This window comes from Pannonibacter sp. Q-1 (genome assembly GCF_054073275.1).
In genome coordinates, this window is the sequence record NZ_JBSXNB010000003.1 from 747,495 (window position 1) to 765,911 (window position 18,417).

At 63.9% G+C, this 18,417-nt stretch carries 11 protein-coding genes; 10 read left to right on the forward strand and 1 reads right to left on the reverse strand.

Annotated elements, in window-relative coordinates; genetic code table 11:
* Positions 1-13: 13 nt before the first annotated feature.
* The 10 genes from ACVNHC_RS11305 (at position 14) to ACVNHC_RS11350 (ending at position 17,907) form a co-directional block, all read left to right on the forward strand.
* On the forward strand, positions 14-1,069 hold the full coding sequence (locus ACVNHC_RS11305; protein WP_457167320.1) for a hypothetical protein: 1,056 nt from the start codon (positions 14-16) through the stop codon (positions 1,067-1,069).
* 247 nt (positions 1,070-1,316) lie between these two features.
* Positions 1,317-2,783, forward strand: a complete 1,467-nt coding sequence (locus tag ACVNHC_RS11310) for a hypothetical protein (protein ID WP_457167321.1) — start codon at positions 1,317-1,319, stop codon at positions 2,781-2,783.
* Positions 2,784-2,801: 18 nt separating this feature from the next.
* Entirely contained in the window at positions 2,802-7,139 is a 4,338-nt protein-coding gene (locus ACVNHC_RS11315) for a DUF6603 domain-containing protein (RefSeq protein ID WP_457167322.1), read from the forward strand.
* A 37-nt stretch (positions 7,140-7,176) separates the two neighbouring features.
* Positions 7,177-8,688, forward strand: coding sequence for a hypothetical protein (locus ACVNHC_RS11320; RefSeq protein ID WP_457167323.1), 1,512 nt, complete (start codon positions 7,177-7,179; stop codon positions 8,686-8,688).
* A 42-nt stretch (positions 8,689-8,730) separates the two neighbouring features.
* Positions 8,731-9,558 carry a hypothetical protein gene (locus ACVNHC_RS11325; RefSeq protein ID WP_457167324.1) on the forward strand — a complete coding sequence of 276 codons (828 nt, stop codon included), beginning with the start codon at positions 8,731-8,733 and terminating at the stop codon, positions 9,556-9,558.
* 4 nt (positions 9,559-9,562) lie between these two features.
* The gene (locus ACVNHC_RS11330) at positions 9,563-13,327 is read left to right on the forward strand and encodes a hypothetical protein (RefSeq protein ID WP_457167325.1); all 3,765 of its coding nucleotides are present in this window, start codon (positions 9,563-9,565) and stop codon (positions 13,325-13,327) included.
* A 7-nt stretch (positions 13,328-13,334) separates the two neighbouring features.
* Complete coding sequence (locus tag ACVNHC_RS11335) at positions 13,335-15,683, forward strand: kelch repeat-containing protein (protein WP_457167326.1); 2,349 nt, start codon at positions 13,335-13,337, stop codon at positions 15,681-15,683.
* A 387-nt stretch (positions 15,684-16,070) separates the two neighbouring features.
* Entirely contained in the window at positions 16,071-16,604 is a 534-nt protein-coding gene (locus ACVNHC_RS11340; protein ID WP_457167327.1) for a hypothetical protein, read from the forward strand.
* A gap of 92 nt (positions 16,605-16,696) precedes the next feature.
* A complete protein-coding gene (locus ACVNHC_RS11345) occupies positions 16,697-17,431 on the forward strand; it encodes a cytochrome c oxidase assembly protein (protein WP_457167328.1) in 735 nt (244 codons plus the stop codon).
* Positions 17,428-17,907, forward strand: coding sequence for a CopD family protein (locus tag ACVNHC_RS11350; protein ID WP_457167329.1), 480 nt, complete (start codon positions 17,428-17,430; stop codon positions 17,905-17,907). Before ACVNHC_RS11345 ends, ACVNHC_RS11350 begins: the two co-directional genes overlap by 4 nt.
* Here the strand turns inward: ACVNHC_RS11350 and ACVNHC_RS11355 are convergent.
* The gene (locus tag ACVNHC_RS11355; RefSeq protein WP_374628807.1) at positions 17,874-18,410 is read right to left on the reverse strand and encodes a DUF2231 domain-containing protein; all 537 of its coding nucleotides are present in this window, start codon (positions 18,408-18,410) and stop codon (positions 17,874-17,876) included. The genes ACVNHC_RS11350 and ACVNHC_RS11355 overlap by 34 nt on opposite strands.
* Positions 18,411-18,417: the final 7 nt, after the last annotated feature.

Here is an 18,417-nt window from a genome sequence, read left to right on the forward strand (position 1 = left end):
CGGGAGGCAGTCGATGACCCAGTACGACGGCATTCTCTTGCGCCAGAATCTTCAGGACCAGGGCCTCATGCCCCGGACTGGCGGCTGGACGGCAAGCCCAGACATCATCATGGCCGGCACACAGCCGACCCAGGATCCGCAGGCCGTGTTCAGCACCGCTGCGAGTTACGGGACAGACCCCACGCAGCCGGTCGTGCAGAACGCCACCAACTACGTCTATCTGCGCGGCAAGAACCTCAATGCGGCAGCCCAGACCGGCACAGCCCGCGTCTTCTATGCGCCGCAGTCGCTGTTTCTCTACCCCGTGCAGTGGCTCAACAACTCCATCCTGACGTCGCGCGGCTCCGCCACAAGCGATCTTGGTTCCCTCGCGCCGAATGCGATTGGTGTCACGACCGACCCATTCGTCTGGGTGCCCACCAACATCAGCGAGCACACCTGCCTTGTCGGCTTCATCTCGACGCCCGAGTATCCGTTCGAGAGCCAGAAGCCGCCCAACGCGGTCACCTCGATGAATGACCTGGCGGCCTGGATCGGCAAGACAGGCGGCACCGGATGGCACAACGTGCAATTTACATCGGCCGGTGCGCCGACCTTCACCAACTCGACGGTCTATCCGCCATCGACCACGGCCGCGACCGTCCAGTTCGCAGTCACCTGCGTCAGCTGCCCTGTGGGTTCGCAGGTCTCGTTCTCTTGCGGCACCCCGCTGCCGGACGGCACCTACATCAACCTGCCGCCCACCACCATCACCAAGCCGACACAGATCGGTTTCACGGTGACATATCAGGTACCGGCAGGCTGGACGTCACCGATCAGCTATTCCTACTACGCCAATGGCAACCCACCCGTTGACGGAAACTTCTCGGTGTCGATGAGCGCGTCCATCCTGACGAGCACCCCGGGAAGCCAGGTCTTTGCCGCCTATGCCCGCCCGGCAGTCGAGGTGTTCCCCAACCACGTCCATGTCGCAGACAACGGACGGCAGCTGACCGCATTGAACGACATGCCGGTCAACTATCTGATCCCCGTCGGAAGCGACATGACGAAGCTTCCGCAGGGCGGCTGACGCAGGTCTTTCAATCTGCGGCCGGAGGCTTTCCGGCCGCAGGGCTCCGGTGCCGGGTCTTGCCGGCCGGAAAGCCGCCCGGCCAGCCCCGTCCAGCCGGCAGCGGCTGAAGCCGTGCCTGCCATGGCAGGCCCGCAGCCCTTTTGAACCGGAATAAGGAACGGCCCTTCCGGCAGGGCGGCACTGAACAGAGCATCCTCCTTCTGCAATCCCCGGCCCTCCGGGCGCGAACCTCAGGGAGAGAGTCTTGGCAGTTTCAGCGATCCCGGCACCGCTTCTGGCAACGATGGATGACGTGCGCAAGCAGGGCACCGAGTTCAACGGCGACGATTCCCCGAGCGAAACCTATTACGGCTATCTGACAGAGATCGAACAGGTCCAATACAAGGAGGGCGGCCCCATCCTCCAGTCGGTTCAGCTTGAACTCGTGCCCTTCGAGTGGATCGAGGCGGCCGTGATGAACCTCGGGGACAGCGTTCGTGACCTGCCGCCGCCCGCACCCGTCACACTGCTCGTCTTCGATGACGCTCCCCTTGAGGAGGTGGCCGAAGCGCTCGGCACGACAGCGGGTGATATCGCCGAAGGTGACTGGTACATCCTGACGGTTCCCAGCCATAGCGGCAGACCGGCAAAGCGGGCCCGCCCGGCATTTGATACGACCGTGATCCCGCTGAAAGCAGCGGGGCGCAAACTGACTGGTCCGAAGCTCACCCGGCTGCGGCGGCGCTACAAACCCATCGCCCGGATCGACCTTGCAAAAATCATCAAGATGCTGCTGGCCATGCAGCCGCGTGAAGTTGGCGTGATGGACACCGGGCAGGCGTCCTGCAACCTGATCTACGATGCCAACGGCACACCGCAGATCTATGTGGATGCGGGCCTGCCGATGTTCCCGAACTTTGCCAGCATGCCGCCGGTCAATGCACTCGGCAATGTGGAGATCATCAATCCCGGCCCGTGCCTCGCCAACAATCCTCCCGGTGTCCTGACGCATTTCCATTGGGACCACTATTCGATGCTCGGCATGTCGGCCAATGCAGCCGCCTTGCGCAACCGGGACTGGATCTTCCCGCCGCAAGTGGCCGGACCGTTTCTGGCGGGCGTGATCCTGGGGATCAACGGCTCGCCGAATGGTCAGGTGCACATATTCCCTGCCGGTCTCGGCGTGCTGCCCGGCGGCTATGTCAACATCATCCAGTGTGTGCCGGGTGCGGGCGTTGCCCCTGGCGACCTGAACAACACCGGGCTTGCCGTGATCGTGCATCTCGACATTCCCAACAATCGCGACATGCTGCTGCCGGGTGATGCCGCCTTCCAGTCGATACCGGGCCTCGGCGGCTTTGGCGGATTGCGCTGGATGACGGCAACCCACCATGGTTCCGCGACAAACCTGGTCCCGCCGCCGGCTCCGCTGGCCGCCCCGCCGATTCCGGCCCCCTACGCCGCAAACCAGGGCCGCCTTGCCTATTCATACGGGGTCAATGGCGGTGTTCCGGGCGGCGTGCATTGCTATGGCCATCCAAACCCTGCTGCCGTCGCAGCCTATCCGGTCGCAGGCTGGGGCAATTTCCTCAATGTCGCCTCGACGGCCGAAACGGGACCGAACTCGGGCGTGGCTGGGCGCGGCAACATCATGATGGCGAACAACGTAGTGCCTCCGGCCTGCGGCGTCGCAAACTGTCCCTTCCACGTCTTTCCAAAGACACTCCAGTAGACAGAGGTGCGCAAGGACATGGCAGCGATCACCACCTATGACGCTCTTGCCACCCTGGCACAGGGTCTCAAGCCCGGCGACAGCCTGACCATCGGCCCCTCCGATGTATCGCCGGCCATGATCGCAAGCTATGAAGCGCTGGCCCTTGCCACCACTGTCACGGTGGAGACAAGCACGTCCGGCCCCCAGTCCATCACAGTGACCGGCACAGCGTCCCTTTTCGGCCTGACCGGTCTGGCCACGCAACTGGTGTTCCAGCCCGTGGACGCGGCCACCCCGAACGGCCCCTTCTCGCTCGCCATCACAACCACAACGGCTGCCGGGACACAGTGGGAACTGCTGACAGGCTTCGTTCTCTCCACCCCCTCCATGTCCTTCCAGCCGGCGGAGGACGTGGCAGTCCTGACTGCGGGAATGGCCTGCGACATCGTGATCGGCACAGGCAACACGCTGACGCTGCCGATTGCCGTTGCGGTGCCGCCTTATCCAGATCTCGACTGGGTCGTGAGCGGAACCTTCACGGCGCAGCCTCTTTCAGTTGACGCCTTCTCCGCTCTGGCCGGCGGCCTCGTCCTGTCCGACTACCTGCCCAGCCCGCTCGACACGCTTGCCGAATTCGGGATGACCGAGCTGGAGATATCCTTCAACCCGGCGGGCGCGAAACTGTCCTATGTCTACATGGACATCGCCTATACGGATGCCTGGTCGGCGCTCGGCATCATCGATGTTCCCGCAGGCGGGGTCACGCTCAAGTTCATGGTCGATTTTCTCGACAGCGCCCGCAGCTATGTCGAGCTTCAGGCCAAATTTGACCTTGCGGGTGTGCCCTTCGACATCGGCGCGCATTTTGCGCCAAGCAATTTCTTTGTCTGGGGACGCCTGCAACAGGACAAGACCGTCTCGATTGCGGATGTTTTCGCCCATTTCAACGTCACGCTTCCGGCGGGGTTTCCAGAAGTCGAAATCGACACGCTGTCGCTGCTCGCCAATCTGTCGCAGAGCCAGTACTCGTTCGATCTTGTCGCCCAGATCGACGCAGGCAGCGATCTCAAGCTGCAGGATCTCACCGCGAGTGTCGGCGTATCGACCACGCCTGCAACAACCGTATCAGGTGATTTCCATGGCACCATCGTCATCGACGAAGCCACCGCTCTGTTCCTGGGGGCCGTTTATGACGGCAAGGGCGGAGGACTGACGCTCTCCGGCAGCGCCACCGAAGTCCCGATCGGCAAGATCATCACCTACTGGGGCCGCGAGTTCGGCCTGTCGCCCGACCAGATCCCGGAGCCGATCCGCACCCTGGTGCTTAAGACACTTTCCACCAGCTACAACACGCAGACCGGCGACTTCCATTTTCTCTGCATTGGCGATTTCACGGTTTACGACACGCCCGTCGAGGTCACCTTCAGTGTCGATATCGTGCATCCCAACTCGCCCGAGGCGCTTCGCATGGGCCCCGAAGCCGTGGCGACAGCACGCGGGTACAGCGCCACCTTCGGCGGCTCCGTCGTCTTTGCCGGCAACACATTCGAGATCCGCTTCAACACCACCGACACCGGCCAAAGCATCTTCATCGCCGATTACCAGCGCAGCAACGGCTCCGTGCGCCTGCATGACCTCGTGGCTGACGTATCGCAGCAGCTTGCCGGACTTGTCCCGGAAGACATCGAGATCACCCTGGATGCGGTCAAATTCGCCTATCTCAAGGCGAAGGACGCAGGCCAGTCCCAGCCCACCAACCACTTCCTCTTCGGTCTGGAGCTTGGCGCGAGCATCAGTCTCACCGACATCCCGCTCATCGGCGGCAAGCTTCCGGCCGATCTGACGGTCGAGTTTGACCAACTCCAGTTCGCCTATGCCAAGCCCGGCTTCGACAAGACCCAAGCGGCTGTCGTCAATGCGCTGCTGCCGAAAGGCATCATACCGCTTCCCGGAGACGGTCTTTCCGAGGGCATTCTTGTGTCCTCGAACCTGCAGCTCGGCGACACGGTGAAAAGCCTTGAGCTGCAGATCCCGACCGGAGGCTCCAGCAAGGAGAGCCTGGCGGATGATCAGGCGGACCGGGCCTTGGGAACGGCTGCAGATGCCGCGACCCCACCAGCCAGCCTGTCGGTCAACATCCAGAAGCAGTTCGGCCCGCTCGGCATCCGCAAGCTCGGGCTGAGCTATCAGAACCAGCGCCTGTTCGTGACGGGTGACATCTCGCTCAATGCGGAGGTTCTCAGCATCGGGCTGCTCGGCCTCGGCATCGGCTCCAAGGTGGATTCCTTCGATCCGGCCGTGACGCTCTCCGGCCTCACCATCACCGTGGCGCAAGGCCCGGTCAATGTCAGCGGCGGCCTCTACGGCACGATCGATCCGCTGAATTTCAACGGTGCCCTGCAGGTGTCGGTGCCGTCGCTGACCCTCGGCGCCCTCGGCGGCTATGCGCAGCTTGGTTCTGATCCGTCGTTCTTCATGTATGTTTCGGTCAACCGGCCGCTGTTCGGTTACCCGTTCTTCTTCCTCGACGGGATTGCCGGAGGCCTTGGCTTCAACCGCGACCTGCTGCTGCCGGACATCGACGGCGTTGCAGGATTTCCGCTGGTCGCCTGGGCCACCGGGAAGAACCCGCCGGGCGCCAATCCGGCCGGCGACATCGGATCCCAGGTTCAGCAAGTCATCGGGGCCCTCGCCAGTGACATCCCCCCGAGGGTCGGGCAGTACTGGATTGCCGCCGGCATCAAATTCTCCTCGTTCAAGATTCTGGATTCCTTCGCACTGGTCACGGTCGCATTCGGCACCGACTTCAAGTTCGCCCTGCTCGGCCTGACGACCGCAAGCCTGCCCCCGAAAGCCGGAACGGGAATCCAGCCGATCGGCTATGTGGAGATGGCGCTGCGCGCAAGCTTCTCCCCGGCAACCGGCATTCTGGAGATCGAGGCGAAGCTGACCCCGGCTTCGTTCATCCTCGACAAAAGCTGCGTGCTGACGGGCGGGTTCGCCTATTACATGTGGTTCAAGGACAATCCCGCCGGAGACCCGAACGGATACCACGCCGGCGATTTTGTCGTCACACTGGGCGGATACAATCCCGCCTTCACCAGACCCGCTTATTTTCCGCAAGTCCCCCGCCTCGGCTTCAACTGGAAGGTCGATGGCAACACGACGATCCAGGGCGGCATCTATTTTGCGCTCACGCCCTCGGCGCTCATGGCTGGCGGCGCGCTGGAAGCGGTCTGGCAGAGCGGCGACCTCAAGGCCTGGTTCACAGCCCATGCCGACTTCCTGCTGTCCTGGAAGCCGTTCCACTATGAGGCCAGCATCGGCCTCAGCATCGGCGCCTCCTACAAGCTGGATCTCCTGTTCACCTCGGTCACGATCTCCGTGCATATCGGCGTGGAACTCAACCTTTGGGGGCCTCCCTTTGGCGGCTCGATCTATGTCGACCTGTCGGTGATCACCTTCACCGTCTCGATCGGCAACCGGAACAAGCCGGTGCCGCAGCCGATCAGCTGGACGGATTTCAAGACCTCGTTCCTGCCGCAGGGCGATGCTCCCCATGCCCAAGGTCTGGCGCTGCGCAGCACTGTGACGACAGACGCCTATTGCCTCGCCTCCGTTGCGTCAGGGCTCATCAAGGATCTGACGGACCACAAGTCTGACCCCTCCGCTCCCGACTGGATCGTCTCGGGCGAGGCGCTTGAAATCGTCACCATGACGGCCCTGCCCAGCAAATCGGCCAGCCTGACCACCGCCGCCACCAGGACGGTGCCGCTGCCCGTGGGACAGTCCGGCTTCGGCGTCGGCCCGGTGGGCGTTGCGATTGACAACTTCAGCTCATCCCATGCGATCACGGTCAACCGGATCGTCAACGGCACCGCAGATCCGCACTTCGACATCGAAACGACGGCGGTGGTGACGCTTTCAACGTCCAACCTTCCCTCTGCCACCTGGGGCGGCAAGACCATCGTCAATCCGTCGATCAGCCAGATCAACTCGACACCGGCCAACATCTCCGGCCTCAGCGTCGGTTACAGCATCAAGGCCAATCCGGCTGTCCCGGACCACACGCCGCTGCCGATCGATATCACCATCCTGCAGCAGGACAACGAGGGCACGGTCACTTTTGCCTGGCTGACACCGGACATCCCGCAGACCGATCCGTTCGACCAGAGCCAGGCCATGGAGACCTTCCAGACCACGCTGCTGTCCGCTGCGGCAAAGCGCACCGCGATCCTCTCGGTCCTGAACGGGCCGGGGCTAGATCTGGGTGTCTACGATCAGGTCGATGTCAGCGTGCTGGCGGCCGAGGCAGACATCGTGCTGCTGAGCCCGCCGGTTCTCTCCTACCTCGGCGAGGAGCGTGCGGCATGACAATGGCAGAGCCAGCTTACAGGGACGGGCACCAAACATGAGCACGAAACCGAAGGCAGCCAAGGATCCCGAGCCGGTCACGGGCACAATCACGTTCATCCAGAGCCACCGGCCCGCACTGGAGGATGGACTTTATGAGATCACCGTCGCCCAGCGCGTGCAGAACACGGATGCCAATGCGCGGCCGGATGCGCAGTTCGACGAGACCTATACACATACGCGCCGGTTCCAGGTCGCGGGGCCACGCTTCTCCATAGACAGCACGGCAATTGACAGCTCGTTTCCTCCCGCTGGCAGCCAGGGGGAATATGCGACGGTGCTGCCGCATGCCGTCTTCAACCTGCAAAGCCTGCCCTGGCAGCGCTCCCTCGGAGACGCACAGGACTCAAGCTGGCTTGCCCTGCTTGTCTTTGACGAAAATGATCCCCCGCCAAGGGTGAGCGAGGTCATGACGGGAGACCTCACGCCTGCCTCTTTCCCGCATGCGCAGGGCGCGGCTCCGGCCGCAAGTGCGCTTCCTGCTGACGCGGTATCCTATCCGGGACTGACGCTGGAATACGGCCAGTTTCCCTGGGACCCGTGCCGGGTAATCGACGTGCCGGTAGACCTGTTCAACGCCGTTGCTCCGGGGCTTGTTGACATGCCCTGGCTTGCCCACAGCCGCACGGTGAGCAGCACGGCACCGCTGCGCGCGGCTGGCCTTGCCAGCGGACAAACCAGCATCGAGACCTCCGTTGTCACCGGCAACCGGCTGCCAGATCCAAACAGCCGCGTGACCGTGCATCTGGTTTCGCTCGAAGGCATGGCAAGCCTGCTCCCGCAAGGCGACAGCTACACGCCCGCAAACATCCTGCTGCCGGATGGAACACCAGCCAAAACCATCCGCCTCGTGAGCCTTTTCAGCTGGAGCTACCGCTCGGTCGATCCGCAGCAGACCTTCACAGGCCTGCTGATGAACCTCGATGCCGAGGATGGACTGCGCGTCTTTGCCATCAAGAACGGCGCCGAAGACACCTCGGAAGCCGGCCGCTATGCCGCAAATGCGCTCAATCTCGGCTACACGCCAGCCAACCATCACACCCGTCAGGGCAGCCGCACGGTGTCGTGGTACCGCGGCCCGTTCGTCCCCTTCGAAGTCTCTGGCACGATCACTGTGCCGGTTCCAGGCGGTGCGGACAATGCCGCTCCGATCCGCACGGCGGACGAGGCCGTGCGGTACGATCCGGACACAGGGATGATGGACGTGAGCTACGCGGCCGCCTGGGAAATCGGCCGTCTTCTCGCCCTGCAGGACAAGGGCTTCTCGGATGCTCTCGTGCGGTGGAAGACCGCCAACACCCGGAAGGTGTTCGAGACTTTCGAGCGGCAGGTCCTGGAGGAAGCCTTCGGCGGAACTCTTGCCCTCACGCAGATGCGGGCGACCCGGGCTGACGGCAACGAGCTCCACCATGCCGCCGCCGATTTCATCCGCACCCGGCTCAAGCAGTTTCTCGCCCCGGGCCTTGGCAGCGGTGGCGGCCGTGACGGGCCGGCAGACAGGGAGGATTAAGCCATGGTTCGACTGAGCGCACGTGGCGGCGGACGCCTGCGGATGACATCCTTTCTTGAGGACCCTTCAAGCCTGAAGGCGGCCCTCGACGGCAATGATCCGGCCGCAACCGTGACGGCCTGGCTCGGGCGGTTGAAGCAACTGCAGGGGGTTCCGTTCCGCTATCTCGTGGCGAACGGGCGGATGCTTCCCAACGAGTCCATCCGCTTCTTCAATGTCGATTTCAACTGGCTCTTCGCGCTGGTCGAGGGTGCCTGCAGCATCGGGCAATCAAGCGCGCTGGATGAAACCCTGCACAAGGTTACCATGCCCAGACTTCACGCAGCTGCAGACGAAGCCGCGGCGGCAGGTGAAACGGCGGCTGATACAGCATCGGGCTTCCTCCTGCGCAGTCAGGTTGTCGCCGGGTGGCCGAAGCTCGAGATCGTGGCCTTTGATGCCAGCAATCAGGAACTGACGAACGTGATCCGCATGGAGCGGGTCACGGACTCGATCCTGCTTTATGTGGTTGAAGGCCGGCTGGACAAGGTGATCCTGCGTGAGCCTGCGATTGGCCTGCATTTCGGCATCGGCATTCAGCGCGGCAAGCCCTTGCGCTATGTCACCGTTCCAAAGACTGCGCCTGAGGGCACGCGCCCGGGTGACCAGATTGACGGCGCCAGCGTGACCCCCGTCTACAGGGACGCAACCCATCGCACCATCCGGATTGCCAGGCTCGCGTCGGATCTTTCCGCCGCTCTTTACGCCCGCGATGCCGACAACTCCGCCGACGGCAGCAAACTTCCCTTCACCTCCGCCGAGTTCGCACTGCAACTCGTCGAGGGAACCCAGGAAGTCACGTTCCAGACGGCACCGAAGGAGGACGAGTGAGCCAATGGCAGCCCTTTCCGACACGCTCGTTGTCCCGGTTGATCTTGCCGCGCTGTGCGTCGGCGAGACGGATGTCAACGGATCAGCAACACAGCCCTATGGCACGAAGGACTTCTCGCGGCTGGCCCCGGATTTCTCGCTGCTGCCTTATGCTGCGGACGGCACCGCCCGCAACTCCGGCCCCTATCTCAGCACCCAGGTCCTGCCCGGCGCGTTCCAGAAGGCCTCCGATCCGCTCGACACTGGCATCCACCTGCACTGGGCACTGCCGGAGACCCTCACGCACGGGACGCAGAACACGGCAGGGTCGATCAGTTTCCAGGCAGCACCAAACCGCTGGCTCGTGCTTCGCATCGCGACAAACACGGCCGTGCCGCAGTCTCCCGAAACAAGCCTGAAGGCCTGGATCCTCGAAAGCGACCGGCTGTGGGACGGAGAAACCCCGCTGCAGCCTACCGATCCAGTACAGAATGCGGCAAGCCTGGCCGTTCCGATCGAGCCCAATCCGAATGTGCAGCCCAACAAATCCTGGAAGACACTGGGCCGGGTGTTTGCGCTCGACGGCTGGGCAGAAGACCCGTCCGCCCAGCGCGCGGACCTGACGGCGCTCGGCTATGGCGAGGCGACCTATGCCGCAACCTACCAGCTTTGCCCGAATGTCTTCGGCTTCTGGGACACGCTGGCGGATCTTGACCCCGCCGCCTACCCGCCTGCGAGCACGCGCGTATCCTATCTTCTGGCTGGCTGGCATGCGGATGCCAAGGACGACCCGCTCACCCGCATTGCCTATCCTGCCGGGGCCACGCTGGCCGAAAAGATCGCCGCAATCGCAGCCGCTTATGGCTGGAGTTTTCCGGCAGATGGCCTTGCAGCGGTGCCAGGGCGGACCGTTTATACCTCTCTGCTGACCAACATCGCCTGGGACAAGACCACCCACTACATCACGCCGCGCCAGCCCGGACCGGACGGCATCAAGGTTGCAATCGGCAACACCACCCCCGAAGCCCTGTCGGCACTGATTGCGGCGCAGCCCGACTTCGAAGGGCTGCAGAATGTCGAACTGATCCTCAACGCACTTCAGCTTGGCCTTCTGACACGGATCGAACTGCCGGGAGGGCTACGCGATGTCGAGGATGCCCTGCACAAGAACGGCTTTGCCTCGGCCAGTCAGGGCACGGTCTGGACCATCGAGGCAGCAACGGGCGCAGATCTCGGTTCCGCCGAGGGCGCTCCCAGTCTGGCCGAATTGCCGCCGGAAACGGGCGATGCACTCAACGCTCTCAATCTTGCACAGGCGCAGGCCGATGAGCTTGAGCGCAACTGCGACAGTCTGCGGGCCCGCATCTTCGCCGACTGGGTGCGTTACATGCAGATCCAGTATTCCCCGCCCCCGCCCGGCGGCTATCCGGTCACGGCAGATCAGGCGCGCCAGTTCATCACAGCCGAAACCGGCAGTCTGAACACCCTGCTGTCGGATCTGCAGACCGCCAGACAGTCTGTGGCGACAGCTCAGGCCGCCCTTTTGGACATTCTCGACCCGCGTTACAGCCTGACAACGACGGACGGCGCAAGGTTCTATGCCCCGACGGATCCGGCCCTGCTTTTCTCAGGCGAAGAAGTCCGGCCGGCATACAGGGCAGCGCCCGCCGAAGCCCGCGATCCGGCGGGCAACATGGTCTGCCGTGTGGCCACCACGGTCCTGAGTTCCCTCACCGCCACCAGCGGCCAGTCACAGTTCAAAATCGACGCCGCATCGCTGCCTTCCCTTGCTCTTCCAGCCGGGTTGCCGGTTGCGGAGGCCATGACAGCCCTGACCGCTGAAGCCTTCCTCGCCGATCCCGTGCAGGCCCCTGTTGCCGCAGCTGCATTCGCGAGGCTCGGAGGGGCGGGCAATCCGGCGCTTGCCGATTTCGCCGGTTTCACCGCGCAGATTGAGGCCGCGCAGGCCGCTCTCTACGGAACGGCGCCAGAGCCCTCGCTGCATTTCACCGGCACCCCGCCGAGCCCGCTCGCCTTCAAACCCTGGTCGCGGCCATGGCTGCCAATCATCCTGCAGTGGGAGGTGGAGCATTTTCCAAATGCCCTTCCCCCATACCCGCCCGGCTTTCTGACCGCGAACTACACCTTCGGGCCGGACGAGCTGGATCTGCAGTTCAACGGCAGCATTCCGGCTGACAGGAGCAACAGCCGGACCTATGAGGGCACGATCGTTCTCACCGGCAACACGGAAATCAACATTCGCCAGCAGATCGAGGCCTATCTCACCAATTTCCCCGATTCAGACATCGACGCCGAGTTGCGCGAGATTCTCGACAACCTGCATCCGGCGATGCAGGCGCAGGCGCTCAGCGGTTTCAACCAGTCCCTCCTCATGCTGGCCCGCATCCTGCAGATGGGCGTTTCCGATCCGCTGGGGATTCTCAAGGGCGTGTTCTTTGCCAACTTCACCAATGTCACGGTGAAAGAGGCTGTCGCTGCGTTCAACACCGACAGCCCGCTTGGCAACAACACCTTCTCGCCACTGCGCAATGGCGGCTTCCGTGTGACCCGGGTGCGCATCATCGACACATTCGGGCAGCCGCTGGACCTCCCTGCCCCAGCCATTGTGCGGGCTGAAAACCTGATCCCTCCCGCCGAAAGCGAAGAACTGATCAACCTGCCGCTCCGGATCACGCAGCCCTCGCGGCTCCTCTTCAACTGGCTGTCGGCGGACAATGATGCGGTGGAGATGAACAGCCATCCGGCGACAACTCCGGTCTTTGGCTGGGTGCTGTTCAACCGGCTCGACCAGGCGCTGATGATCTATGACGAAAGCGGCACGGCCCTCGGCTCGTTCAACCTGCTCGGCCCCTTCTGGCAAGGGGCACCGGGCAATCAGGCGACATTCGCAAAGCCCATCGAGGAAGTCTTCGCCGGCGCAAATCCGCATCTGCGCGCCTTTGCCCTGGGCATGTCCTCCGCCGCCGATCCGGTTGCCTATCTGGGAGAAATGCTGAAGGCCATCGACAAGAGCCTGGGCTTCATCGCCCCCGGCCAGAACCAGCCCTTCGACAGCCTTTCGATCCTGATCGGCCGGCCTCTCGCCCTGACGCGCGCCTCGCTGGACCTTCAGCTGCTCGGCCTGCCGGCCATGAACCAGAGCCTTGCAAGCTTCGCCGCCGCAACCGGGGCATCTGATCCGCTGCAGCGGGACGATGGCGGCGCAACGGCCGTCGAGATCCCTGTCGTGCTCGGTGCATTCGACGACATCGACGACGGGCTGACCGGCTACTTCATCGATGACGGCAGCGGGACGGCCTACCAGACCTTCTACACCGAAGCGGCAGATCCTGGGGACAGCCACGGCGTCAAGCCGCCTGCACCGGACCAGATCACACTTGTCACGTCGGCTGCGAGCACACCCGTGACCGTCGCGATGCTGATTGATCCGAATGCACCGGTCCATGCACGCACGGGCCTGCTGCCGCTCACCGAACTGGCCATCCCGTCCTCGATGATCTCCAACGATCTGGCCCGGATCGCAGTCACCTTCCTCACCACACCGGTGCTTCTGGCCGACGAGCCGCAAGTGCCGGTGCCGCCCGAGAGCGGATACGTGTGGAACTGGGTTACGCAGATCGCAGGTGCGGGCCAGTGGAGCGTGACGCCGGTCGCCGGCGGTGACGACGTCTCATTGCTGCCGCAGCAGATCCAGGAAGGCTGGCTCAAACTCGAACACGCGCCGGACACGCGCAGCGGCGCAAGCCCCCGGCGTTTCCGCAAGAAGTGAGGACCGCATGAGCGCACAGGCATCAATCGGACTGGCCATCGCCAATGCCACCACCGGTGAAGCGGTCATCTACGTGACCCAAGACACGGCGATGAACGATCTCGTCTTCACCGTAACCTACTCCGGCAGTTCACCGGTCACCTTCAAGGGGGGAACTCCGGTCCCGGAAGGCCAGATCACGCCGCAAAGCCCGACGTCCTTCTACTTCACCATCACCCCATTCCTGACGCCGGCAGAATTCCAGGCAATCAAGGTAGCCCCACCCGCTGGCTGGCAGGCGGCCCAGCTGACAAGTTTTGCACTCACCCCGGTTTCCGACATCACGGTCCAGCCGGGCGACAGTTTCGTCTTCCGCCTGACCAATCTTGCCGCCGATGGCCAGACGGGCCCCGGTTCATTCAACGTCACGAATTACAATGTGCCGGGCGTTGCCGACAACGGAACGCAGCTCGCCCTCGCCCTCGAACTGCCCCCATCGACCCACAAGCGTCTTGCGGACGTGCTGACAATCTCCTTCGCCGAGGGCAACACGGTCTTCATCGACGTGAACAGCAGCGGCTCGATCCCGCCGAATGCGCTGATCCTGCGGCTCGACAACACCGCATTGCAGCCAATCGTCCCGCCCGAAACGCCATGGCCCGGCACCCCGGTTTTCTATCTCAGCTTCGTCACCGCAACCAGCGGACCCGGCTATGGCGCGCTGACCACCATCGACAGGCTGAAGAACGTCACCGTGTCACTCGCCGGTGACTACGGGACGACCTGGACCATCCAGGACCGCACCCAGGAAACCCCTCCCCACTGGGCCATCTATCCGAAAAGTCAGGAGATCCTTGGGATTGGAGCAAGCGCGATCGTCGAGTTCAGGATTGACGGCATCATCACCAGTTTCGAACCGTCGGGCACCAACCTCTACCTTCAGTCCTCCGGCATTCCCGGTTTCGATGACGGCGTTCAGGCGCTGGTTATCGACAAGCGCCCGCCTCAGCTTGCGATCCAGGATTTCAGTTCCAGCAAGAACAATGTCACCGCCGGAACGCAGGTTCTGCTGAACTGGCGGACCTTCGATGCAAACCGCTGCGAATTGAGCCCGGTGAACGGCCAGAGCGTGCCGGTGCCGGTGCAGTCGCCGGGCACCTATACGGTCACGCCCACGATGACGACAACCTACACGCTGACGGCCTTCAACGACACGCAAGGGACCCGCACAAGCCTTCCCCTGACCATCGATGTCCTGCCGGTCCGCTTCACACAGCAACTGAGTGCTTCCCCCGCCACCGGGATCCACTACGGTGATCCGGTCTCCCTGTCCTGGGCGACCTCCTCCGCCACAGCCTGCACGATCAGCCCGCCGGTCAACGGCTCAAGCACGGTACCGCTTTCGGCCTCAGGCCTCATCATCAACCCTGCGGCCACGGTTCAGTACACCGTCACGGCACAGGGGCAGAACGGGCCGGTGCAAAGCAGCCTGACGATCGTTCCCATTCCCAACGGCTGGCGCAGCGCCGCCAATGCGGGATTGTGGACCACGTTTTCCCGGCCGGTTCTGATCCCTGATTTTGCCGGGCGGCTGTGGTTTCTGGCCGGTGGTTCAGAAGATCTGAAAAGTGCGATTTTTCGCAGCATCGATGGCTTCACCTGGGACTATGCGACCGACAATGCTGCCTATTCCCCGCGCGGGGATGCCGCAGGCTGTGTCTTTAACGGGCGCATGTGGCTGACGGGCGGCAAGACCCGGGCAGGCAGCGTGAATGAGATCTGGAGTTCAGCAGACGGCGTCACCTGGACACAGGTTGCCGCCAGCGGCCACTGGTCCCCGCGCAGCCGCCATGCCTGCCTCGCCTTTGCCGGCAAGCTCTGGATCTTCGGTGGCGCAGATGCAAACGGGCAGCCGCTGGGCGACGTCTGGAACTCTCTGGATGGGGTGAACTGGACACAGGTCACGGCCAAGGTGGTTTGGCCGGCCCGGTCTGCGCTTGGTGCGGTGGTCTTCGCAGGAGCCATGTGCCTCATAGCCGGCAGCGGGGCCAGCGGGCCGCTTGCCGATGCCTGGCAAAGCACGGACGGGCTCTACTGGGACGGCCTTGCGAGCACGCCCAACTGGCTGGCCCGTTCGAGCCCCAACGTCAACGTGGTCAACGGCTCGCTCTACGTGATCGGCGGAACGGGCCGTGACGGAAAGGCCATCTCGGACAACAACATCCTTGTTCCCGGAAAGCCCTGGAGCTTCGGCGCCGGGCCGGGCTGGAGCGGAGACACACTCAATATTGCGTCAGCCGCATTTCTGGGCGCACAGTGGTTCACCGGTGGCATGGCCGGCGCTCAGGCAAACCGCACCGTGTGGGGACTTGGATAATACCAGCCCTCAATGAGCCCGGCATGGTGAGAGCAGATCAAGCCTGTGCAGCGCCCGCGCAATTTCGGGGCGCGATGCCCCCGGCATCTCTGAGCCTTCGCATGACGGGCAAGGCTTGAGCCGTCCCGCAGCCCGGAAGCTGGCAACGGGAACAAAAAGCAGCTGAAACAGTTGGCAATTCAGAAATGAAAGCCCGCAGCGGCGGAACCGGCCAAAGCGATCCAGAGCGATCCGGCAGGTTCCGCCACATGCGCAGCTTTCCTTTGTCCATCTGAAACGGGTCAGAACCCGGCCGGTTCAGTGTCTGCTGCAGCCCTTCCGTTCGACGGCGCGCCTGCGCCGGGCGGGCATGAGCAACGGGCCGGAACACCGGAGAAGGAGAACACCATGCCGGTGGCTACACGTCTTTTTGAAGATCAGGCAGCGGCCGCCAGGGCAGCCTGGCAGCTGGACGCTCTGGGCCTTTCCTCTGTGAAAACATCCATCATCGGCAAGAATGACCTGCCGGACTACCGCGACATGCGGGTAGAACAGGACCCTGTGACCGGGGAACGCACACAGGTTCCCGAACCTGCCCCCGGCGCGGCGAAAGGCACAGCCGCCGGCGCGGTGGTTGGAGGCGGGGCCGGACTGCTTGCAGGCCTTAGTGCAGCAGCCGTCCCGGGAGCCGGGCCCGTTGCGGCTGCCGGGCTTCTGGCTCCGGCACTGGCAGGCGTGGCGGGCGGGGCCCTCGCGGGCTGCGCCATCGGAGCACTCACGGATCTCGGCATTCCGGCCAAGGAGGAAGGGGCTTTCCGCGAAGCCATCCTGCACGGCGGCGCTGCGGTCAGCGTCCGGTTTGCCGAGGAGCACCGAGAACAGGTGGAACGGGTGCTGGCAGGCGCCGGATCCCGCCCGGCAAGCAGCGCCAGCCGCCAGTGACTTCCGACAGAGACATCCGTCAGTAACACCCGCCGCAAATCCCAGCCCAAGAGACACCCCGAACCGCCCGGCACAGCCCCATGAGGAGAGACATGGACACAGCAGCAACCGGCCCCTCAATCCCCTACTGCGGCGAAGCACCGTCTCCGGCAACGTTTCTGAGCAGCTGGAACCTTGATCCGGTGCTGATCGCCGCCCTCCTTGCCGCGCTGGTTGCGGGAGGCAAGGCGGCGGTAAACCGGCCCGCCTTTCTGCTGGCCTGGAGTGTTCTCGTTCTCGCCTTCGTCTCACCGCTCTGCGCCCTGACCAGCGCCCTGTTCAGCGCGCGGGCGCTGCATCACCTGCTTCTGGTCAGCGTCGCGGCACCTCTCCTGGGCCTTGCCTTGCCACTGCGCGGCATAGCCGTGCCCGCAGCCCTCGGGATGACCGGGGCCGCACTGGTGCTGTGGCATGTGCCGGTGGTCTACACGGCGGCATGGGACAGTCCTGCAGTGTACTGGCTGATGCAGGCAGCCCTGGTGATCCCTGCGGCAGCCTTCTGGTCGGGCGTGTTCGACTGGCGGGAACAGGATGCCGGAGCGCTCCTGTCCAATGCCCTGATGACGGGGGCGCTCGCGGGCATCATGGGGCTGACCGGCGCCGTGCTCACCTTCGCGGCAGAGCCGCTCTACCTGGAGCATCTGCCCGTCACCCTGATGTGGGGACTGGAACCGCTGGCGGACCAGCAGGCAGCTGGCCTGATCATGTGGGTGCCGGGGCTGCTGCCGCTGGCCGTGATCGCTGCCTTCATGGCCCGGCGCGCCTGGGCGCGGGGGCTCGCGGCATGATCGCTGCGCTGAAGTTCCTGCATATTGCGGGCCTTGCCTCGTGGAGCGCTGCCCTTATCGCCCTGCCCTTGCTGATGCGGGCGCATGGCGGTGCGGGCAACCAGCGCCAATATGCAAGGTTCCGCCTGATCACCCACATTGGCTACATCGGCTTTGCCACGCCTGCGGCTCTTGCCACCATCATCGCCGGCACCGGCCTGATCTTTGCGGCAAGGGTGTTCGAGCCCTGGCTGCTGCTGAAGCTGTCCTTCGTTGCGGCCATGGTGCTGGTGCATGCCTGGATCGGTCATCTGATCCAGCGGTCCGGCGAAGAGCGGCGCAGCCACTGGCGGGCCGCTCCCCTTGCGGCCCTGCTGATGGTTCTGCCGCTGATCGCGGCCATCGTCGCTTTGGCGCTGGTCAAGCCGGATCTGGGCGGGGTCTTCACCGCCCTCATCCCCGATCAGCTGCTGTCACCGCGCAAGGGGGCATCATGATCATTCTGCGTCCCCAACCCGTAATCAAAGACCAGCTTGCCGCCGTGCCAGCCGGTCATTCCGGTCATGCCCGTGGCCAGCAGGGAGGTCAGGAAGCCCCAGGGCAGCACCGCCTGGACCGGATCGCCAAAGCGAATGCCCCAGTTTGCGCCGAGTATCGAAAGCAGCATCACGGCCAGGATGAAATGGGTCCAGCTGGCCGCCCGGATGCGGATGCCGGGCACCAGCAGCAGCTCGGCGGTGCCTGCAATCCCGGCCAGTATCCCCATGAGGAAGCCGGTGCCGGACGCCCAGAAGGCAACGCGCGGCCAGAACAGGTCTCCGGTCCACCAGTAGAGCGCGTCGGCTCCAAGCGTGCTGACGCACATGGCAATGGGAAAGGTCACCAGCATGGCGTGGATCGGGTGGCCGGCGATGGCAATCTTCGAGTCCGTGCGGTGAAAACTGCGGTGCTCGTGGATCGGGTCATGGAGACGGCGGCGGAACGCTCTGGTCCGGGGCATGTCTTTT